Genomic DNA, 20,200 nt, shown 5'->3' on the forward strand with positions numbered 1-20,200 from the left:
TTCAGTGCTTGATGATTCTGTTTCTAATTGTCCAACGGTGACGATCGCCATCCCAACTTACAACGAATCTTTGTACATTGAAAGAATTATTCGAGACTTCTTATCGACCAAATATTCAAACCTGGTTGAAGTCTTGATCGCAGATGGAGGTAGCAATGACGGAACTCAAGAAATTGTCAGAAAGTTATCTTTGGAAGATGCGAGAGTCCAACTAATCAATAATCCTCTTAAGCTTCAAGCGGCCGGACTCAACATAGCGGTTGAAAAGGCGACGGGAGAAATTTTTCTACGAGCGGATGGTCATTCAGATTATGCGTCTGATTATATTGAGCGTTGTGTTGAAGAACTTTTGAGTTCTGGAGCAGCTAATGTCGGTGGCGCACAGCGTTTTGTTGCAAAAAATGCCTTCCAATCGGGAGTTGCTTTATCTACTAGAAGTTTCTTGGGGAGTGGAGGCGCAAAATATCGTAATCCTCACTACGATGGCTACGCGGATACTGTTTATTTGGGCTGCTTTTGGCGATCGCTATTATTAGAATGTTCTGGTTATTGTGCAGAATCAACTCCCAATGAAGACTATGAGCTAAACCTCAGACTGATAGCTACTTTTGACGTAAATCAAGTTACAAATCAGGATGCTGAACTTAATCAAAGATTGCAGTTGCAAAACTCAAAAGCGATTTATGTTAGCTCTAAAATTCGTACCTGGTACTATCCTAGAAATAGCTGGCGATCGCTCTTTATTCAATACTTCAGATATGGGAGAGGTCGCTTTCTAACGACGACTAAACATGCACACTCAAAGCTTCGAGGAAAACTACCTTTTTTGGTGATTTCTTTGAGCATTGCTGCTGTGTTATTTGACGTAGCTTTCCCTCAGTTAGGACTGCCGATCGAACAGTTGATTCCTGGCGCTTTTCTTCTTCCTTTGTTAGAAAGTTTACGCGTTAATCTAAAGTATAGCGACACGTTTGCATCAGAGTTTTGGCGCGGTGAAGAAAATCAAATTCCCTCGTTCCTGAGTCGATGGTTTTTTTGTAGCGTAGCCATTTGTACAATGCCGATCGCTCACTTTTCTGGCTTTGCTTACCAACTCGTTCGTCACAATGTTTTTGGAATCAAGCATTGGTAATCTGCTATCGGCATCGATCCGGGTATTCAACTTTGCCCCACTACGACCAGTCATAAGCCAAAGAAACGATCGCCCACAGTCTCGTAAAATTCGTGTCAAAGATTCTGACGGTTGGTTTTGGCTGGGGACGGAAACTGGAGTCACGGTAATGCCACGACTACCGAATACGATCGTCGCGATCGCCCTGGCCCGCCGCATGTGATAGTCCGAGGTGATCAGATAAAAGTGCCGTAGTTTTTGTTGAGAAAAATCATTGGCAAGCGAAGTGAAATTTGTCACAGTATCGGTCGCTCGGCCGTCAAATCTAACTCGATCCTCCGGAACACCCGACTGTTGAAAAATCTGGCGATGCTCAACTTCGTAAGCTGGAAAATCAGTAATCCAAATCGTTAAATCAGAGTGAGAATGCCAGAATTGAGCCGCAAACTTCATGCGCTCGACATCTCCTCCCAACACAAAAATCGCCTGCGGATGGGGAGTTTGGTGAATTGAAATCGCTAATCGAATCGGAACCACTGCACTGACAGTCACGCATCCCAGCAAAAACCATTTAAACAATTGACTAGGGATGTCTCGCGATCGCGGGCGCTTGTACATGGTGGCTCTTGGGAGAAGGAGTCTGCGCGACAGGAAGCGATTGTCTAAGACGCTTGGCGAGAAGTTGGATGAGAGGATGCTTGAGGGTCTGGTTGTCGCGGTGAATTTCCCAGTAGAGGGCAGTACGAACGATCGTATCCAAATGATAGTGGCGCGGTTGCCAGTTGAGAATTTGACGAATGCGATCAACGCAGGCCGTCACACAGGCCGGATCACCCGGACGGCGATCGGTTTCAATGACCGAAAAATCAACTCCCGAAATCGCCTTGACGCGATCGATCACCTGCCTGACGCTATAGCCCTGACCATAGCCACAGTTTAATACCTGGCTCTCGTGACCTGCTTCGAGATAGCGTAGGGCTGACAGGTGAGCCGAGGCGAGATCTTCGACATGAATGTAGTCACGAATTCCAGTGCCGTCGGGAGTGGGGAAATCAGTGCCAAAGATTCTTACGCCCGGTTTACGGCTCAAAGCAGCGTCACAGGCGGCTCGAATCAGGTGCGTCGCTTCAAGATTCATTTGTCCGATTCGCCCTCTCGGTTCGGCTCCGGCCACGTTGAAATAGCGCAAAATGACGTGACGTAACTGAGATGCTTTGCTGGTGTCTTGAATTAGCCATTCACTCATCAGCTTTGATCGGCCGTAGGGGTTGATGGGCCGGGTGGGAGTCTCTTCGGTCACGGGATTGCGATCGGGTTCTCCATAGACGGCCGCTGTGCTAGAAAAGATCATCTTATCAATGCCAAAGGTTTCACAGCAGCGCAGCAAATTTAATGTATTGCGAGTGTTGTTGGTGTAGTAGTCAAGCGGATTGGTGATTGATTCAGGAGCATTGAGGCTGGCTGCAAAATGGAACACCGCCGTAAATTGATGAGTCGCAAAGACTTTGTAGAGGCGATCGACATCCGCTAAATCTGCATTAATCAAATTGCCCGACAGCACGGCCGACGCGCTACCCGTTGAGCAGTTGTCATAAACAACTACGTCGTAGCCTGCTTCACCCAATTGACGAACCACATGCGAACCAATGTAGCCTGCACCGCCCGTCACCAAGACTTTTTGACTCATCTGCCTTTTCCTAATAGAACAACTCGAATGGTTTTGAATGCGATCGCCCACTCTAACCAGAGGGAGTAATTTTTGATGTAGTACAAGTCATAGGCTAATTTCTCGTAAGCATCTTCTACAGAGGCTCCGTAGGGATACATCACCTGTGCCCAGCCTGTAATGCCCGGCTTGACCCAATATCGAACGTCATAATAGGGAATTTCTGCTGCCAGCTTGGTGTCAAATTCGGGGCGTTCTGGACGAGGGCCAATCAGGCTCATTTCTCCGCGCAGCACGTTCCAGATTTGGGGCAATTCGTCGATTCTCATGAGGCGTAACCAGTACCCGACTCGTGTGATTCGAGGATCACGCTCTTGTGCCCATTGTGCGCCCCGCGTCTCGGCATCTTGATACATTGATCGAAACTTGTAGACCTTGAAGGGCTTACGATTTAGCCCGGATCGCATCTGGCTATACAACACACTGCCGGGACTATCCAACCAAATTGCCAGAGTCGCCGCGACCATCACAGGTGAGAATACGAACAGCAATGTAATCGCGGATACCACGTCAACCATGCGCTTGATTTTGAGCGTGACCCGATCGCTGATCAGTCGATATCCACTACTCGAAATAAACCAACAATCACTGAGTAATCGAGAAGGTAATTTATAAAAGAACGCTTCATAGAAATCTAGTAATCCATAGATCACAGTACCCTGTAACCGCAAGTGCATCAGTTGCTTAATCTGTGGCTCGATCAACTCATCTTTGGCGGAGACAATGACCCCCGACCAGGATTGAGAACGCTGAGTTGAATGATTGTGCGCTGCAATACCAGACGATTCGATCGGCAAAGTGAGCATGGTTAGTTCAGAATTTTCAATCACGACTTGTCCCGATGGCTGTAGTGCTGAGAGATCCTGAACTAGTCTCCAGGTCTGCTCTCCAGCCCCTACAACTAACCAGCGATCGCACTGAGATTGAGCTTGAAACCAGGCGATCGCACCCCGTCTTAAAACAATTGCCCAACCCGTAAATAAGGTCAAACTAAGTAGCAAAACGTCTCTTCCGGCCAGTGAATATGCTATCTCTCTTCCTAATAAGTAAATGAGAGCCGCACTGAGCAGCGCGATCGTCAAATTACTAATTACAATTCGCAGCGACACCCAAACGCCTTGAATCTGCAACTCTGGACGATAGCCATCGACTAAATACAACCCAGTCAAAACAAATAATCCAACGCTATAGAACAGCGGATGTACGCTAACGTAACCCAAACGGAACCACAGTGCCAATGACAAACAAATGCTAAATCCGAAAATGTCTCCGGTGAGAAGCGCGATCGCAAGTTGACGGCGAGAGAGCGGTAGCCTTGCTGACGATTCAGAAAAAAGAGTGCTAGACATCTGAGTACTTAAAGCGCGAAAAGGGCAATGGGAGGGCGATTGAGCAATCCAATTAAGCAATCAAATCGTGTTCTCTGTAAAACGACCACCACAAGCAGTTATTTTCGATGAATTCTTGAGAAATGAAGTATCATGTGCCGATAAATCACAGCCATTACAAATTTCACCAAGATGCCCAATTATGGATAAGATTACGGAATTTGCAAAAACTTTTCTTCATTTGTCGAGATACTGTCGAGATACTACAGAGATTGTTAGACAGACTTGAGAAAACACTGTGATGCCTATCAAACAGGATGGCCTCGCCGTCTATGGGCTACAGAGAAGAACCCAGATAGCCAATTAACTTTAAATTCTGACTTCTCTATTTGATCTAAACTTTTGTGTGAGTTATTCCACCTCGATCGCGCTCAACCTTCAAATCCCTCATTCCTGCTCTCTCTCGGTTTTGCCATGCTATCTAACCCTGAAAATCAAGATTCTCTCGATTTGCAGCGCTATTGGCTGATTTTTAAGCGGCGCTGGCTGGCTGGTTTTATGGCGCTCGGCTCTGTATTTGGGCTGACAATTGCGCTCACCTACCTGCAAAAGCCTATCTTTGAAGCAGAAGGAACCCTTTTATTTAACAAGACGAATCGAGTCTCCTCACTTTCTGGAACGATGGAGAAAGCAGGAGAGTTAAGCGGTCTGACCCAGTTGAGTAACCCGCTAGATACTGAGTCTGAGATAATACGATCGACACCTCTGATTCAGAAAACGATTGCCAGACTGAAGCTCAAAGACGCAGACGGGAAACCGCTTACAGTTGAGGGATTTCTCAAAAAACTAAAGGTCAAAAGCATTCGGGGAACCGATGTATTAGAGTTGTCTTACCGCAGCACAAACGCTAAAGAAGCGGCAATGGTGGTCAATCTGCTCACCCAAAATTATCTAGAAAGCAACGTTCGTATGAATCGGGCTGAGGCCGTCGCTGCACGAGAATTTATCAGCAAAGAACTGCCCACCGTCGAAGCCAGAGTTTCAGAAGCAGAGAGCTATTTGCGCCAATTTAAAGAAGCCAATCGGGTAGTATCGCTGGACGAAGAAGCCAAAACAATGGTGACAGGACTGAGCGATCTGGCAGATCAAATCACCAAAGCGCAAGCAGAATTGGCAGACACGACTTCTCGCGCTCGATCGATGCAAAATCAGCTAGACCTGAATGCACAACAAGCGATCGCCCTCACCTCTCTGAGTCAGTCTACTCAAGTCCAGCAGGTGTTGAACGACTATCGGCAGGTGCAAAATCAATTGGCGGTACAGCAGGCGCGCTATCAAGACGGCCACCCCCTGATCGCTAACCTCAAGCGTAGAGAAGCCGCCCTCAAAACTCAACTTGACAAACGAGTTACCCAAACCCTGGGAAATCCTCAAGTGGTGGCCGATCAAAACTTGCAAATCAGTCAGTTAAAACAAGGCATGACGGCGGAACTGGTCAAGCTGGAAGTCGATCGCAGAGGACTAGAAAATCGCGTTACCGTCTTGAGAAATGCCTATGTGTTTAATCAAAATCGGGCCAATGTGCTGCCCCGGTTAGAACAAACTCAACGGGGGCTAGAACGTCGATTACAGGTGGCGCGATCAACCTACGAAGAACTGCTAAAACGGCTGCAAGATGTCCAGGTGGTCGAAAATCAAAATGTGGGTAATGCGCGAGTCATCTCGGCGGCAATGGTGCCCAACCGTCCGATTTCTCCTCGAATTTTGCTCAATCTTGCACTGGGCGGATTTTTGGGAATTTTGGCAGGTCTGTCCGTGATGGTGATATTGGAGGCGATCGACAAATCGGTCAAAACCACCGACGAAGCCAAACGGCTGCTCGACTTTCCGCTGTTGGGGACAATTCCTCGATTTTCGCAAAAACTGGGAGAAGGGGCGGCGATCGTTCCTGTGCGAGACAATCCCTATTCGCCTGTGAGTGCTGCCTTTGAGATGCTGCAAACGACGCTGGGCTTTACGCTGACTGACCGGGCGCTAAAAGTCGTGTTGGTAACCAGTGCTCTCCCGACCGAAGGCAAATCGTTTGTCGCTGCCAATCTAGCGGTCTCGAATGCTCAGATGGGTCGTCGGGTGCTGCTGATTGATGCGGATATGCGTCGTCCGAGTCAGCATGGCATCTGGGATTTGCCCAACTTTAAGGGACTCAGCAATGTATTGGTGGGTCAGGCAGAATATCGAACCAGTGTCGCTGAAGGATTGATCAATTTGGACATTCTCACGGCGGGCACGATTCCTCCTAATCCGATGGCGTTGCTCAGTTCCAAACGGATCGCAGCCGTGATCGAAGCGGCCAAAGCAGATTATGACTTTATTATCATTGACACGCCGCCGATCGCGCTTGCTGCGGATGGTCTGACACTAGGCAAGCTGGCAGATGGCGTGCTGTTGGTGGTGCGTCCGGGGGTGGTGAATTCGGGTGCGATCGCGGCTGCAAAATCACTGTTAAATCAATCCGGTCAGCGCGTTTTGGGCATGGTGGTGAATGGGGTAATTCCTAAAAATGAATCGGGCAGCTACTACGGAGTCGATCGCTACTATGGCTATCGGCCCACGATTAAGCCGATTGGAGACGTTAGACAAAAGATGTTAGACCGGAGACATTAGACAAGACCTTAGACAAGACCTCATACCAAATCCACTAGTTACTGATACAGATCCTCGCCCCCTAAATCCCCCAGTTTGGGGGACTTTGAAACGGCTTCCCTGATAGGTTCTTTTCAAATCTAAGAGATAGAAATCGGTTAATTAACTGATTTTTTATGAGTATCATTTGTTGGTTGATTTGGTATTAGACCGGAGTTCAAAGACCGGATTCCAAAGTCCAAAGTCTATAGTCCGAAGCCCCTCCCCTACGAATGCTTTGCCCCTTAATTTCTATGACTCCTTCTTTTTTGCGATCTGGACTGGTGACGATCGTCTTTGCGACAGCGATTCAAACTTCTGTGTTGGCACAGGCTTCGCCGACCTTGCCGCCTCCAACAGTGACTCGTCCAATGGCGACGCTCAATTACTTTTTGGGCCCCGGAGATGTGTTGGATATCAAGGTTTATGATTACGAAGAATATACGGGAGCGCAGGTCGTCTTACCCGATGGAAGCATTACTCTGCCTTTGATTGGGAGATTGGTCGCCAGCAACAAAACACCCGACACCCTGGCTCAAGAAATTACAGCCCGATTGCAGCCGTTACTCAAAAATCCGGTAGTGACGATCGGCATTAGTAAACTGCGGCCGATTCGCGTCAATGTAGCGGGCGAAGTGCAGCGTCCGGGCCCGATCCAACTCCAAAGTTTGGCTCCGTTGAATGCGATCGGAAGCACCAATCAAGTGTTTACTCCGACGCTCACGGAGGCACTACTCCAGGCGGGGGGGGTCAGTCGCAATGCAGACATTCGTCGCGTCATGCTCAAGCGATACAGTCCCACTGGCGATGCGGCTCCGATCGTCGTGAATTTGTGGGAAGCGCTGCGATCGGAGAATGCTCAGACGGATCAAGTTTTGATGGATGGAGACACGATTTTTGTGCCTAAGGCGGAGGGTGACAATCCTATCGATCGTCGCATTGCAGCGCGGGCGGTGTTTTCTCCTAAGACGGTGCGCGTGCGAGTTGTCGGTGAGGTCAAAAAACCGGGAGAAGTAGAGGTGCCGCCAGAGGGTACGTTGTCTAGCGCAGTTGCGATCGCGGGCGGCCCAACCGAAAAAGCCAGACTAGGTAAGGTGACGTTTGTGCGGATGAATGAAAACGGTAAGGTCGATCGTCGCGATCTAGATCTGCGAAACTTGACCGATGATCAGCAAGTCCAGGATGGCGATGTGTTGATTGTGCACAAGAGTGTGGCTCGCGATATTTTGGATATTGGTTCACAGGTGCTAGGGCCCTTTGGGTTCTTTTTGAATCTCTTTAGATAAATTTTTTTGGATAAATTTCTCAAAAATCGACGGGTTTGGGCGGTAGGGTTGAACGCGCATTGATTTGACGATCGTGTTTAACGTCAGTCCGATGAAGTCTTTCACTACGGTTATCAATTCGAGCAGCCCCCTAAATTCCCCACGAGTTAGGGACTTTAACCGCAAATCTGGTCTGAAAATCCTTCAGGATTGGATAGTTGGGAGGTAGAAGCGCTGAATAACGAAGTGAAAAATGTAGTCGAACTTACATTAAGTTTTAACTAAGTTAAAGTAATCACATAGACTAAACTCTATTGCAAAGTTGAGTAATAGGGGTTTTAAGCTATTTCTAATCAGCTATTCTCTGCTCTAGTGATAGTCAGTGCAGCTAACTTAAGGTTGCTGTAATCGCCACTGAGTAGAGACTTTAGCGATTTTGGAAGAAGTGATAGCCTTTTTCCATAAGTGCAAAATAAAGTCAAGTGTACAAGATACATGTCAAGAAACGCTGACTTTACATTTCGCTATTCAACAAATCTTCTTTCCATAATGTGTGGGTGTTCGATCGATATTGAGATCTATAGACATTAATTTTCTATGAGACTGTACTACTGGTCAGGAAAGAACTTTGGTGATGAACTCAATCCTTGGCTCTGGGGCAGACTCATTCCAGAATTGCTCGACGAAGCCTCAACTACAACACTCGTCGGAGTTGGAACGCTTCTAAATGATGAATTGCTTCTAAACACACAGGAGAACGCTAACAGAGTTATTTTTAGCACCGGAGTCGGATACATCAAAAAAGGATTGCCCAACGCCAAAACACTCGGCAGAATATACTGTGTTCGCGGACTGCTCAGTGCCAAAGCTCTAGGATTGGATGCTGCTCTAGCTTGTGGAGACGGAGCCTACTTGGTGAAAAATTTTATCAAGCCTGCGACTACCAAGCTTTATAAATACTCCTACATCCCCCATCATACCATGGCCAACCCCGGACTCAAAAATGTCTGCAAAGAAATTGGCATCGCCTACATTGATCCAAGTTGGGAAGTCGATCGCTGCATTCGCATGATTAATTTCTCAGAATGTGTGCTGGCAGAGGCAATGCACGGAGCGATCGTCGCGGATGCGCTGAGAGTGCCCTGGATTCCGATTAAATCAGATGGCAGCATCAATGACTTTAAGTGGCAAGATTGGCTTTCTACGCTCAATCTTCAGCACAATCCATCCAAAATTAGTCGGTTATACATGCCGTCAAAAGACGATATTCCAAGAAACTTCAAGTTCTGGATTCACTCAAAACGTATTGAACAACAATTCAAGAAAATTATCAATCAGGTGAGTCCTATCCTCAGTCAAGAATCAACCATTGACCGCATACATCATCAACTCAACGACAGACTTGCACAACTCAAAACAGACGCTCTAACCGGAAGTTTATAAAGACATTAGACCTTAGACATTAAATCCGGTTCCTCCCTTTTGAAGCTGCCGTGTACACACACGTCGATCGATCTGTCATTGCTGAGATCCTTCGCCCCCTAAATCCCCCAAAAATGGGGGACTTTGAGCCGTCGTCATGGCTTTGAACTTTGGAAATCTTTCCTTGGTCAAAGTCCCCCAGACTGGGGGATTTAGGGGGCTGAAGCCGACTGAAACGAAGCGAGAACGACTTGTGTGTACACGGTAGCCCTTTTGAAGGGGGTCAGGGGGATTGCCGAGTCTCCATCTCATAACCAAACCCGTCTCAAACATTCTCTCAACCTCTAGCTATTGATTTCTGGACAAAAACTTCAGACAAGAAAGCGTTTGGTATTAAAATCCCCGTCCAAAGTCCCTCGTCCGCAGTCCCTTTCTCAAACGATCGCGACTACAATCAGGACAAGCATTAATGAGGGTTAGCCATGTTTCTTCCTCCTGGTTTTGGCGAACGATCGGTGCTCACTCACCTGGGCAGAATGGTTTACTACACAGCGTTAGATGCTCCGTGGGGTGAATCGGATACCCAAGAGACACTTGTTTTTTTGCATGGATTTGGGGGTGGGTCTTCTGCTTATGAATGGTCAAAAGTCTATCCTGCGTTTGCGGCAAACTATCGAATTTTGGCACCCGATCTGATTGGCTGGGGACGATCGGATCATCCCGCTAGACGCTATCAGCCTGACGACTACATCTCCACAATTATTGAATTTTTAGAAAAAACCTGCACCGCTCCTACTCGCGTGATCGCGTCTTCTTTGACCGCCGCTTATACAATTCGAGCCGCAATCCAGCGTCCTGATTTGTTTAAGTCACTAATTCTAACGACCGCTGAGGGACTCAAAGAATTTGGCAAAGACTATAGCCAGAGTTTATTTGCTCAAGTGGTGAATGTGCCGATCGTTGATCTGCTGCTGTATAAAACTGGAATTGCAACGTCTTTTGGCATTCAAACCTTTTTAGAACAGCGTCAGTTTGCCCATCCAGAGCGGGTCTTTCCAGAAATCACTGCCGCTTATCTAATGTCTGCCGAGCGCGACAATGCAGAATATGCAGCCCTGTCGTTTGTTCGGGGAGATTTGAGCTTTGACCTGTCGCAATTTATTACGCAACTCACCACGCCCACAGCAATGATTTGGGGGCAAAAAACCGAGTACACCAGTCCAGAAATCGGCCGCCGTCTTGCTGACATGAATTCTCAAGCCATTCGCATCTTCTACTACTTAGACGACGTAGGCCTCACTCCTCAATTAGAATTGCCAGCGGTGACGATCGGACTGATTCAAAAATTCCTACCGCTACTCGACTAACGATCGGTCGATTAAAGTTCATGTTGCTCTGTGCCCCAAACGGCAACACCGGAACTCCTGGATGACTAAACAAAAGTCCTGAAACTTGTCCCTTTTGTGGGGCTGGCTGGTCGATCGAGTGCGGAACTCCTGGATGACTAAACAAAAGTCCTGAAACCCTGGGCGATCGTTGACAACAATAAGAGATTTGAATCGCCAGCCAACGCTACAGGTTATTTAATCCTAAGCACTCCGATTAACACTGAGTCGTAGGGGTCGCGCTTGACGATTCATCACATACCGCTCCGCCAAAACCTTCTGATAAGCAGCTTCATAGCCGTCCGTCATGCGTTCTACACTAAAGCGTTTGGCGACGTACTGCCGACAAAACGATCGATCCAACTGCTCGACTTTTTTGACTGCATCGACGCATTCATCGATCGTGTCGCATACAAAGCCACTTTGACCGTGGGCGATCACTTCTGGCGTTGAGCCAAGATTCATCGCGATCACAGGAGTTCCGGCAGCCATTGACTCGATCATCACCAGCCCAAATGGTTCCTTCCAGGTGATCGGAAACAGGGTGGCGATCGCTCCGCCCATCAGCGCATTTTTTTGAGTGTGATTGGCTTCACCGAGAAACTGGATCTGGTCGCCGTCAATGTGAGGCTTGATTTCTTGCTCAAAATATTCGACATCTACTTTGTCAACTTTGCCCGCCATTTTGAGCGGGAGTCCAGCTTTTTTGGCAATGGCGATCGCGTGATGTGGCCCTTTTTCGGGCGAGAGGCGACCCAGAAATGCTAGATAAGGCGGATCATTTGGCTGGGCGTGAAATTCGTGACGATCGACGGCGATCGCGTTATAAACTGTCGCTACATAGTTGAGATCCAGCCCAGGTTTGCGCTGGGCGTTGGAGATGCTCACATAATTTTGATGCTTGGCGCGACGAAATAGCTTTTCGCGATCGGGCATAAAAGCCCCGTGTAACGTGTGAATCGTCGGCGTTTTGACCAGATTGGCGTAGAGCAGCGTTGAATAATCTAAGTGAGAATGAATGACATCAAACTCAGAAGCACGATCGTACACATGACTCAGTTGCAGCATTTCATAAACGCTGTATTCCTTCACGGTCGGATCTAAACGAATCGCTTGGGGATGCACCGACTCTAATTTAGCCAGACTGAGGGAGTCACCCGATGCAAACAACGTGACTTCATGCCCCCGCCGCACCAGTTCATCGGTTAACAAACTTACGACCAACTCGATACCGCCATAGGCTGGAGGTGGAACACGCTCCCACAATGGGGCAACCTGAGCAATTCGCATATAAATCTCCCGTTGTAATAGCCGACTTGATGACTGAGACAGGAATCTCTATTCCACATCTAAACCAATTCGTTTGCGTTTCCTATCTTTCTTTAGAGTGATATTCCTGCTTTCTATGAAGAAATGATGAAGTAGATAACCTGTGATTAGTCTAGCAAAACCTTAGCATCAATTTAGCATCAACAAAGTGATTAGATGAAACGATCAAAACTCAGTATCGGTATTTTAAGCCAGTATTTTTGCTGTTTTTTCAGCGTTCTCAAATCTGTTTTTCTGATACATCAATTCAGATTACTGAGATGCTAACTAATCAATCTTTTTATTCATCGTGAACTGATTTAGCAAGGGTTTGTGTTGTTTTATGAACTGATTTTTCTACTGAGAGTGTCCTATCCAATTGTCTGTTCAGAATTTTTGATATCTCTCGATCGACGACTAGACGATGGCCCAAAGTTGCGTATCATTTTAAGGGGAACACCGGAAAAACAAACTTTTGTAAAGCTGATAAGAGAGAACAGATATGTACATTGTGCAGGTTGCCTCTGAGTGCGCCCCTGTCATCAAGGCGGGAGGCTTGGGTGATGTGGTTTATGGCCTCAGCCGCGATTTAGAAATGCGGGGTCACACCGTCGAACTGGTGCTGCCAATGTACGACTGTATGCGCTATGACCACATTTGGGGGCTGCATGAAGCCTACCGCGATCTGATGGTGCCCTGGTATGGGGGCGTGGTTTGCTGTCAGGTATTTTGTGGCTGGGTACATGGTCGCCTGTGCTTCTTTATTCAACCGCAGTCGGACGATCGCTTCTTCGATCGAGGCTGTTATTACGGTTGCTCAGATGACAATTTTCGGTTTGCCTTTTTTAGTAAGGCGGCACTGGAATTTTTGCTTAGAAGCAACAAACGGCCTGATGTGATTCACTGTCACGACTGGCAAACGGGGCTGGTTCCGGTGATGCTGTTTGAGATTTACAAATTTCACGGGATGGAGTATCAGCGCGTTTGCTATACCGTTCACAATTTCAAGCATCAGGGCATGGGCGGCAGTGAAATTTTGGCGGCAACTGGGTTAAATCAGGCGGCTTATTACTTTCAGTCCGATCGCCTGCGCGATGACTTTAATCCGTTTGCGATCAACTTTATGAAAGGCGGCATTACCTACTCCAACTTTGTCACCACCGTTTCGCCACATCACGCCTGGGAAGCTCGCTTTAGCAAAGAAGGCTATGGGTTAGGTCATACGCTGCATGTCCATCAAGATCGGTTTCGCGGCGTTTTGAATGGCATCGACTACGACGTGTGGAATCCGCAGAGCGATCGCTACATTCCTCATCATTACAGCGTTGACGACTTAACGAACAAAGCAAAGAATAAGAAGGCTTTACAGGAGCGGCTGTTGTTACGAGAGAGCGATCGCCCGTTGATCTGCTTTATTGGACGATTGGATGAGCAAAAAGGGGTTCATTTAGTCCATCACGCGCTTTACCACAGTTTGAAGCAGGGCGCGCAATTCGTTCTGTTGGGTTCCGCAACCGAAGCCGGAATCAACGCCCACTTTCACCACGAAAAACAATTTCTCAACGACAATCCCGACTGCCATTTAGAACTTGGCTTTAACGAGGAGTTGGCCCATTTAATCTATGCCGGGGCAGACATGATCATTGTTCCGAGCAACTATGAGCCGTGTGGATTGACGCAAATGATCGGGCTGAGATATGGCACCGTTCCGATCGTGCGCGGCGTAGGTGGACTGCTGGATACCGTTTTCGATCGCGACTACGAAGGCACCAAACCGCTAGAAGAACGCAACGGATATGTGTTTTATCAAACCGACAAGTCCGCCCTAGAATCAGCGATGGATCGGGCGATCGGGCTTTACCAACACGCTCCCGAACTGTATGAAAAGTTAGTCCTCCAGGGCATGAACTACGACTACTCGTGGAACCATCCGGGTGAGGACTATCTGAAAATTTACGACTTCATTCGTCACCGTTAACCCAACTCATGCCGCAATCTCTGCAAATTTTCCTCGACATCGCGACCGAAGCCGCCCTCTCTGGGGGTGCCGTTTTGCAAAACTACTGGGGCAAGTTAGAAGACATTCAAGAAAAAGGGCGATCGGGCGATCTGGTCACCGAAGCGGACAAAGCCGCCGAGAAAGCCATTCTAGAAGTCCTGCATCGACACGTTCCCGATCATCCCATCCTGGCAGAAGAATCTGGAAAACTGGAGGGGTTGGCAAGTGACTATCTCTGGGCGATCGACCCCCTCGACGGCACGACCAATTACGCGCATCAATATCCGTTTGTGGCGGTGTCGATCGGGCTGTTAATTGATGGAATTCCTCAAGTCGGCGTGGTCTACGATCCGATTCGTCAGGAGTTGTTTCGCGCGGCAAAGGGACTGGGAGCAACCTGTAATCGCCGTCCCATGCAAGTTTCTCAAACCGATGACTTGAGTAAAAGCCTGTTGGTGACTGGATTTGCCTACGATCGCCGCCAAACCTCCGATACCAACTACGCTGAATTTGCCCATCTGACCCATTTGACGCAGGGAGTTCGGAGAGACGGGGCAGCCGCTTTGGATCTGGCTTATATCGCTTGCGGTCGCTTGGATGGCTACTGGGAGCGCGGTTTGTCGATTTGGGATATGGCGGCGGGTGTCGTGCTGGTGCAAGAAGCGGGGGGCCGGGTGACGGCTTACGATCGCACACCCTTTCAACTCAGTTCTGGCAGAATTTTGGCCACCAATTCTCAAATCCATGACAGCCTCAGTCAGGCACTTTTAGAGGTTGGGAGCGAGGTTGGGAGCAAAGCGAGAAATCTTATAGAATAATCGGAGACTGATTGGCTGCTCACAGGTCGGTCTAAACGATCGAGCAATGCTCTAAGTCAACTTCGTCTGACAAATAAGATCAGTCTGGCTGGATCGCATACACTAAACATCATCTAGCGCAAGCAGGTAGAAAAACAACATGAGTTTTCAAATACAACGAGGTCTATTCATGTTGGATTTTGCTGACCATCACTCGGTCTTGGGCGTGTCGATCGAGGCAGATGTCAAAGAAATCCGCAAAAGCTATCTGAAAATTGCGCGGCGGCTGCACCCTGATAGCGGACTGGCCGTGAGTGACTCCGATCGACTGCTGGCGGATCAGCTTCTTTCAAAAATGGTCAACCCCGCCTGGGAAAAGCTGTCTCAAGAAAAGAACCGCGTTGATCACGTTCTCATTCTCAAGCTCAAAGGGCAGTCTGCACAGCGCAACCCCTCGATCGAAGTCATGGGCAGCCTGGCCAAACAGCTAATGACCGCCAGCAATCCCGATTATTTTTATCGAACGGCGCTACAAGATCTCGCAGGCAGACAATATGAGCAGTTTGACCAAGCGATCGAGCTAACGGCTCAAATCAGTGAACTCAATCTCGTCTACGTCATGCGGCGAGAAGCCAACGGAGAACTGGTCGAACCCAAACCCCAACTGTTTACAACGGCCACTCACACGCCTGCGCCTGCTGCCGAAGTTGTGGTGACTCCCGCTGCGCCCAAAGAAGAATCGATCGCCGAGCAATATTACCGTCGAGCAGAAGGGTTTATGGCTAAAGGCAACTATGCCAAAGCGACCCTTGAGCTACGAGACGCACTAAAAATTGAGCCAAACAATAGTCGCTGTCACAGCCTGATGGGGATGGTTTACCTGCGCCAAAATCAAGGGACGATGGCCAAAATTCACTTTAACAAAGCGCTGTCAGCGAATCCTCAAGACCCCGTGGCGCTCGAAGGAAAACAGTGGCTAGAGCAAAAAGCCAGCGGTACAACTTCTCAACCGTCTACAAAACCCGCCAGCAAGCCAACTAACGCCAAGCCCAACGGCGGACTCTTTGGCGGCCTATTCGGTGGAAAGAAAAAATAATGGTGTATCAACCGCCCACTGGGGCTAGAGATCTGCTGCCTTTGGATGTGGCTCAAAAACGCTGGATCGAAGATCGGTTGCAGCAGGTGTTTTATCGCTGGGGCTACCATCGGATCATTACCTCGACGCTAGAACGATTGGATACATTGATGGCGGGGGGAGCGATCGAGCGATCGACCGTCTTACAATTACACAATCTCAATGATGAAGTGTTGGGGCTGCGTCCAGAATTGACGGCCTCGATCGCGCGGACTGCGGTCACTCGCATGGCAGGATCGACCTTTCCTCAACGGCTTTATTACAACGCCAATGTGTTTCGTCGGGCGCAAGAAGGCAGCCACACGGGACAACAAGAATTTTATCAAGCAGGCGTTGAATTGTTGGGCGGCGGCGGCTTGCTGGCTGATGCAGAAATTTTATTGCTGACGATCGACAGTCTCGATCAGCTAGGGTTTCAGGGCTGGTCATTGATTTTGGGTGAAGCGGGCCTGACGCGATCGCTGCTCTCTGTTTTTCCGTCTGATCTGCGAAACCGAGTCCGTACGGCGATCGCTCATCTCGATCGATTAACCCTCGAAGCCTTGCCCCTGTCGAATGAACTGCGCGATCGAGCCTTGGTGCTGATGGATTTACGCGGTAAGCCTGCGGATGTGATTCAACAAGTGAGTCAATTAGATTTGGACGACAGTCAGCAAGAAGCCGTCAACAATCTCAAATCTCTAGTTGACCTGCTACAAGATAGTTTGCGGCTGCAATCTGACCAGGCTTCTGAGTTGGCGATCGTGCTTGATTTGAGCATCATTCGCACCTTTGACTATTACACGGGGATTGTGTTTGAGGTGGTCAGCAGTCCCGTCTCAGGTCAGCAGGTTTTGGGTCAAGGTGGACGCTATGACCAGCTTTTGGGTCAGTTTCATCCCCAGGGACAGACCATCCCCAGTATCGGATTCTCTCTACAAATCGAGCAGCTTCATCAAGTACTTTTGCAGACGGGTCAGCTTCCGATGCAGACGGCTGCGAGCGAGTGGCTTGTCGTCTCCGAAACGCCCCAAACGAATGCGATCGCCTTCTCCTACGCCCAAACCCTACGCAACCAACCCGAACCGCTCCAGGTAGAACTTGATCTCAGCGGCGGTGCTGGAGAGTTGAGCCTCGATCGTGAAACCATCCGCACCCAAGCCCAAAGCCGTCGGATCGCCAAGATCGCTTGGATCAAGGCAGACGGTTCGGCGGTTGTGGAGACGCTGAGTTAGCGATAATGAAAGCATCCCATCATTGAGAGAACTACTGTGTCCCATACGATCGTGACAAATATTTGTGAAGGCGTTGCAGACTGCGTAGACGCTTGCCCTGTTGCCTGCATTCATCCTGGGCCAGGCAAAAACACCAAAGGCACAGACTGGTACTGGATCGATTTCTCCACTTGCATCGACTGTGGAATCTGTCTACAAGTTTGTCCTGTCGAGGGTGCGATCGTCCCCGAAGAACGCCCCGAACTCCAAAAAACCCCCGAATAGCCTCCGACCGCCCACTTTCAAGGCTTCTTCTCATCCCTCATCCCTCATCCCTCATCCCTCCATGACCTCTCCCCTTCTCGAAGTTGACACCATCCACGCAGGCTATATCGAGGATCTCAACATCTTGCAGGGTATAAGCATGAAGGTGTACCCCGGTGAATTGGTGGCAATTATTGGCCCCAACGGAGCCGGAAAATCGACGCTGGCAAAGGCAGTCTTTGGGTTGCTAACTCCCAATGAGGGCACGATCGCGTTCAAAGGTGAGAGCATTGCCGGACTCAAATCAGACCAGATTGTCAAACGGGGAATGTGTTACGTCCCGCAGATTTCCAATACCTTTCCGTCGCTGACCGTCGAAGAAAACTTAGAGATGGGAGCCTTTGTCAGAGACGTAAATTTGCAGCCGCTCAAAGATGAGATCTTCACCAAATTTCCTCGTCTGGCAGAACGGCGCAAACAACGCGCAGGCACGCTTTCTGGAGGCGAACGGCAAATGTTGGCAATGGGTAAAGCCTTGATGCTACAGCCCAGTCTATTGCTGCTAGACGAGCCTTCTGCTGCGCTCTCTCCAATTTTAGTCAACAGCGTCTTCGAGCAAATTCGTGAAATCAACCGGGGCGGAACGGCGATCGTCCTCGTTGAACAAAACGCCAAAAGAGCTTTGGAAATGTCCGATCGCGGCTATGTGTTAGAAGCGGGGCGCGATCGCTTTGAAGGACGAGGCATCGATTTACTCAACAACCCCAAAGTCGCCGAACTCTACCTCGGTGCTGGCAAAGCCCACTAACGAGCCAGTTCTAATTCATCCCTCATCCCTCCAAACCAAATCTCGCTACACAGAGACTTCATCCACGCGGACATCAAGCGCCTCGCCATTTGGGGGACAGATGCTAATTTTGGCAGTTTTTGAGAACGGTTTGAGCAGGTTGGCGATCGCCACCACATTGTTTAAAACCCGCAGATTGATCGCCTGGTCAGGGCAATGGATCACCAACGTCAGGGCGCTTGCTGTAATCGAAAACCCCCAGTGACAATTGATGAGCAAAGCCTGCATTACCCCATCACAGGACTCATAAAAACATCGATTGACCGCCTCTTCTAACCTTCGGCGCAGCCAAGCATCCTGCTCTGTCCATTCGGAGGGCGGCAAATCGTCTGGGACTAAATAAGAGGTATCCATAAGTTATCGGGAGAATGACCGATTGTGAAGATGCAGCACTTCTCTATCATGAGCCTATTAAAGACCGATCGGGAGAACATTCGACGCATCTTTATTAGTTTCTAAGAATTGCCCAAATTTATTGTGATAAGAGACACAGAACCCGCAACGGTTAGAGCATCAAGAATATTCGAGCGATTAGTTTTCTGCTTAAGAAGTGCCTGATTTGCTAGAAGAAAATCTATCGAGCGATGAATTTGTTTTTGATAAATGCTCAAATGGAAACTTCTAAAAGAACAAGTAAAAGAACAAGGGTTTGAAATTGAAGGGTTGAGAACTGAAGTTGTTGAGTATTATTAAATGATATTCAGGGCATTTTAGGTGAATTATTACCATCCTTTAAAGTCATCTATTTAACATTTGATCCCTAAATATTGGGAGCCGATCCTGATTCTGCCGTTTGGTTACTGAGGAGTTCATTGATGAAAGTTCTTAATTGGTTGCGTTTGAGAGTGGGTGCGATCGCCGTAGGAAGTGGCACGATCGTAGGTCTTTCGCTGATGACCCAGGCTTCCGCTTTTTCGCAGGCGGCTTACGGTAGCTATGTTGGGGTTGGCGCGTCGTTTGGGTTGACCAGGGCAGAAAATGACGATCGCAAAACTTCGGGCGTGATTGCAGGTCGCTACAAGCTTTTGAGAGCGCCGATTTCGCTAAGAGGACAAGTTTTGATCGGCGATGGGGTGGCGCTCGTTCCGACGGTTTCCTACGATATTCCGGTCAATTGGCAAACGGATGTCTATATTGGCGCAGGGGCTTCGATCCCGATCGGGAGCAATACGCCCATTGGTGACCAGACGAGCTTTGTGCTGCAACCGGGGATTGATTATGCGCTGCCCAACAGTAATGTGGTGCTTTTTGGGAATGCTATTTTTGCTTTTGACGGCTACAAGCGAGGTGGGGCAGCGACTTCACTCCAGGGTGGCGTAGGGATTCGATTCTAGATGTCAGCTTGTCAAAAATTTGTGCAGGTTTAAACCCTCAGCACAGCCTTACTAATCACAGCCTTACCCTTCTTGATTCCGTTTTTACGGAGATGAGTTGAATGGCAGTCAAGACATTGCGTGGTGTCTCTCAGGATTCTCACAGGTTCATCACTTCACCCTACCTCGTTTACCTTCCTCTTAGAGGATGTTTTAAAAGTCATCTCGCTGGTAGCAGAACGGGTTAGATCCCGCCTAGCCCTCCTTAAAAAGGGAGGAACCAGATTCAAAATCCCCCTTTTTAACGTCAGTTCGATGAGAGTGGCTCGCTTCGTTTAATTTAGCTTCAGCCCCCTTGCATCTTAAGAGTGTGGCAGACCGATTCCCCTAAGATTCACGAAATCGGGATTTAGCTAGGGTCGCCC

The 20,200-nt window shown here is 48.6% G+C and carries 16 protein-coding genes and 1 pseudogene; 12 read left to right on the forward strand and 5 right to left on the reverse strand.

Features of this window, described 5'->3' with window-relative positions; translation table 11 throughout:
* Nucleotides 1–4 precede the first annotated feature (4 nt).
* Entirely contained in the window at nucleotides 5–1,132 is a 1,128-nt protein-coding gene (locus ACKFKF_RS17305) for a glycosyltransferase family 2 protein (RefSeq protein WP_446868828.1), read from the forward strand.
* Between the two features lie 117 nt (nucleotides 1,133–1,249).
* On the opposite strand, the pseudogene ACKFKF_RS17310 reads toward ACKFKF_RS17305, so the two are convergent.
* The 3 genes and pseudogenes from ACKFKF_RS17310 to ACKFKF_RS17320 form a co-directional block, all read right to left on the reverse strand.
* Nucleotides 1,250–1,729, reverse strand: a pseudogene (locus tag ACKFKF_RS17310) (YdcF family protein); the annotation flags it as partial.
* Nucleotides 1,695–2,798: a UDP-glucose 4-epimerase GalE gene (galE, locus tag ACKFKF_RS17315; RefSeq protein WP_446868829.1), complete on the reverse strand. Its 1,104-nt coding sequence runs from the start codon at nucleotides 2,796–2,798 to the stop codon at nucleotides 1,695–1,697. The pseudogene ACKFKF_RS17310 and the gene galE, both read right to left, overlap by 35 nt.
* Nucleotides 2,795–4,186 carry a sugar transferase gene (locus ACKFKF_RS17320; RefSeq protein WP_446868830.1) on the reverse strand — a complete coding sequence of 464 codons (1,392 nt, stop codon included), beginning with the start codon at nucleotides 4,184–4,186 and terminating at the stop codon, nucleotides 2,795–2,797. Before ACKFKF_RS17320 ends, galE begins: the two co-directional genes overlap by 4 nt.
* 453 nt (nucleotides 4,187–4,639) lie before the next feature.
* Here ACKFKF_RS17320 and ACKFKF_RS17325 point away from each other — a divergent pair, with 453 nt between their 5' ends.
* The 4 genes from ACKFKF_RS17325 (at nucleotide 4,640) to ACKFKF_RS17340 (ending at nucleotide 10,901) form a co-directional block, all read left to right on the forward strand.
* Nucleotides 4,640–6,829 (forward strand): GumC family protein, encoded by a 2,190-nt coding sequence (locus ACKFKF_RS17325; RefSeq protein WP_446868831.1) that lies wholly within the window; start codon nucleotides 4,640–4,642, stop codon nucleotides 6,827–6,829.
* Between the two features lie 272 nt (nucleotides 6,830–7,101).
* A complete protein-coding gene (locus ACKFKF_RS17330) occupies nucleotides 7,102–8,133 on the forward strand; it encodes a polysaccharide biosynthesis/export family protein (protein WP_446868832.1) in 1,032 nt (343 codons plus the stop codon).
* Nucleotides 8,134–8,709: 576 nt separating this feature from the next.
* Nucleotides 8,710–9,555 carry a hypothetical protein gene (locus tag ACKFKF_RS17335; protein ID WP_446868833.1) on the forward strand — a complete coding sequence of 282 codons (846 nt, stop codon included), beginning with the start codon at nucleotides 8,710–8,712 and terminating at the stop codon, nucleotides 9,553–9,555.
* A gap of 461 nt (nucleotides 9,556–10,016) precedes the next feature.
* Complete coding sequence (locus tag ACKFKF_RS17340) at nucleotides 10,017–10,901, forward strand: alpha/beta fold hydrolase (protein ID WP_446868834.1); 885 nt, start codon at nucleotides 10,017–10,019, stop codon at nucleotides 10,899–10,901.
* A 222-nt stretch (nucleotides 10,902–11,123) separates the two neighbouring features.
* On the opposite strand, the gene ACKFKF_RS17345 is transcribed toward ACKFKF_RS17340, so the two are convergent.
* Nucleotides 11,124–12,209, reverse strand: a complete 1,086-nt coding sequence (locus ACKFKF_RS17345; protein WP_446868835.1) for a glycosyltransferase family 4 protein — start codon at nucleotides 12,207–12,209, stop codon at nucleotides 11,124–11,126.
* Nucleotides 12,210–12,729: 520 nt separating this feature from the next.
* Here ACKFKF_RS17345 and glgA point away from each other — a divergent pair.
* The 6 genes from glgA (at nucleotide 12,730) to ACKFKF_RS17375 (ending at nucleotide 18,423) form a co-directional block, all read left to right on the forward strand.
* Nucleotides 12,730–14,205 carry a glycogen synthase GlgA gene (glgA, locus tag ACKFKF_RS17350; RefSeq protein ID WP_446868836.1) on the forward strand — a complete coding sequence of 492 codons (1,476 nt, stop codon included), beginning with the start codon at nucleotides 12,730–12,732 and terminating at the stop codon, nucleotides 14,203–14,205.
* Nucleotides 14,206–14,213: 8 nt separating this feature from the next.
* Nucleotides 14,214–15,044: an inositol monophosphatase family protein gene (locus ACKFKF_RS17355; protein ID WP_446868837.1), complete on the forward strand. Its 831-nt coding sequence runs from the start codon at nucleotides 14,214–14,216 to the stop codon at nucleotides 15,042–15,044.
* Between the two features lie 139 nt (nucleotides 15,045–15,183).
* Entirely contained in the window at nucleotides 15,184–16,119 is a 936-nt protein-coding gene (locus ACKFKF_RS17360) for a J domain-containing protein (RefSeq protein WP_446860040.1), read from the forward strand.
* Nucleotides 16,119–17,372 (forward strand): ATP phosphoribosyltransferase regulatory subunit, encoded by a 1,254-nt coding sequence (locus ACKFKF_RS17365; protein ID WP_446868838.1) that lies wholly within the window; start codon nucleotides 16,119–16,121, stop codon nucleotides 17,370–17,372. Before ACKFKF_RS17360 ends, ACKFKF_RS17365 begins: the two co-directional genes overlap by 1 nt.
* A gap of 36 nt (nucleotides 17,373–17,408) precedes the next feature.
* Nucleotides 17,409–17,636, forward strand: coding sequence for an indolepyruvate ferredoxin oxidoreductase subunit alpha (locus ACKFKF_RS17370; protein WP_446860042.1), 228 nt, complete (start codon nucleotides 17,409–17,411; stop codon nucleotides 17,634–17,636).
* Nucleotides 17,637–17,697: 61 nt separating this feature from the next.
* On the forward strand, nucleotides 17,698–18,423 hold the full coding sequence (locus ACKFKF_RS17375; protein ID WP_446868839.1) for an ABC transporter ATP-binding protein: 726 nt from the start codon (nucleotides 17,698–17,700) through the stop codon (nucleotides 18,421–18,423).
* Nucleotides 18,424–18,468: 45 nt separating this feature from the next.
* On the opposite strand, the gene ACKFKF_RS17380 is transcribed toward ACKFKF_RS17375, so the two are convergent.
* A complete protein-coding gene (locus ACKFKF_RS17380) occupies nucleotides 18,469–18,816 on the reverse strand; it encodes a hypothetical protein (protein ID WP_446860044.1) in 348 nt (115 codons plus the stop codon).
* Between the two features lie 461 nt (nucleotides 18,817–19,277).
* Here ACKFKF_RS17380 and ACKFKF_RS17385 point away from each other — a divergent pair, with 461 nt between their 5' ends.
* On the forward strand, nucleotides 19,278–19,796 hold the full coding sequence (locus ACKFKF_RS17385; protein ID WP_446868840.1) for a hypothetical protein: 519 nt from the start codon (nucleotides 19,278–19,280) through the stop codon (nucleotides 19,794–19,796).
* Nucleotides 19,797–20,200: the final 404 nt, after the last annotated feature.

Source organism: Phormidesmis sp. 146-12 (assembly GCF_052939495.1).

What these genes read in the sequence shown, in the direction of transcription:
- ACKFKF_RS17335 (WP_446868833.1), top strand. Translation starts at nt 8,710, where the DNA reads ATGAGACTGTACTACTGGTCAGGAAAGAACTTTGGTGATGAACTCAAT.
- ACKFKF_RS17365 (WP_446868838.1), top strand. Translation starts at nt 16,119, where the DNA reads ATGGTGTATCAACCGCCCACTGGGGCTAGAGATCTGCTGCCTTTGGAT.
- galE (WP_446868829.1), bottom strand. Translation starts at nt 2,798, where the DNA reads ATGAGTCAAAAAGTCTTGGTGACGGGCGGTGCAGGCTACATTGGTTCG.
- glgA (WP_446868836.1), top strand. Translation starts at nt 12,730, where the DNA reads ATGTACATTGTGCAGGTTGCCTCTGAGTGCGCCCCTGTCATCAAGGCG.
- ACKFKF_RS17385 (WP_446868840.1), top strand. Translation starts at nt 19,278, where the DNA reads ATGAAAGTTCTTAATTGGTTGCGTTTGAGAGTGGGTGCGATCGCCGTA.
- ACKFKF_RS17380 (WP_446860044.1), bottom strand. Translation starts at nt 18,816, where the DNA reads ATGGATACCTCTTATTTAGTCCCAGACGATTTGCCGCCCTCCGAATGG.
- ACKFKF_RS17330 (WP_446868832.1), top strand. Translation starts at nt 7,102, where the DNA reads ATGACTCCTTCTTTTTTGCGATCTGGACTGGTGACGATCGTCTTTGCG.
- ACKFKF_RS17360 (WP_446860040.1), top strand. Translation starts at nt 15,184, where the DNA reads ATGAGTTTTCAAATACAACGAGGTCTATTCATGTTGGATTTTGCTGAC.
- ACKFKF_RS17320 (WP_446868830.1), bottom strand. Translation starts at nt 4,186, where the DNA reads ATGTCTAGCACTCTTTTTTCTGAATCGTCAGCAAGGCTACCGCTCTCT.
- ACKFKF_RS17325 (WP_446868831.1), top strand. Translation starts at nt 4,640, where the DNA reads ATGCTATCTAACCCTGAAAATCAAGATTCTCTCGATTTGCAGCGCTAT.
- ACKFKF_RS17345 (WP_446868835.1), bottom strand. Translation starts at nt 12,209, where the DNA reads ATGCGAATTGCTCAGGTTGCCCCATTGTGGGAGCGTGTTCCACCTCCA.
- ACKFKF_RS17340 (WP_446868834.1), top strand. Translation starts at nt 10,017, where the DNA reads ATGTTTCTTCCTCCTGGTTTTGGCGAACGATCGGTGCTCACTCACCTG.
- ACKFKF_RS17355 (WP_446868837.1), top strand. Translation starts at nt 14,214, where the DNA reads ATGCCGCAATCTCTGCAAATTTTCCTCGACATCGCGACCGAAGCCGCC.
- ACKFKF_RS17375 (WP_446868839.1), top strand. Translation starts at nt 17,698, where the DNA reads ATGACCTCTCCCCTTCTCGAAGTTGACACCATCCACGCAGGCTATATC.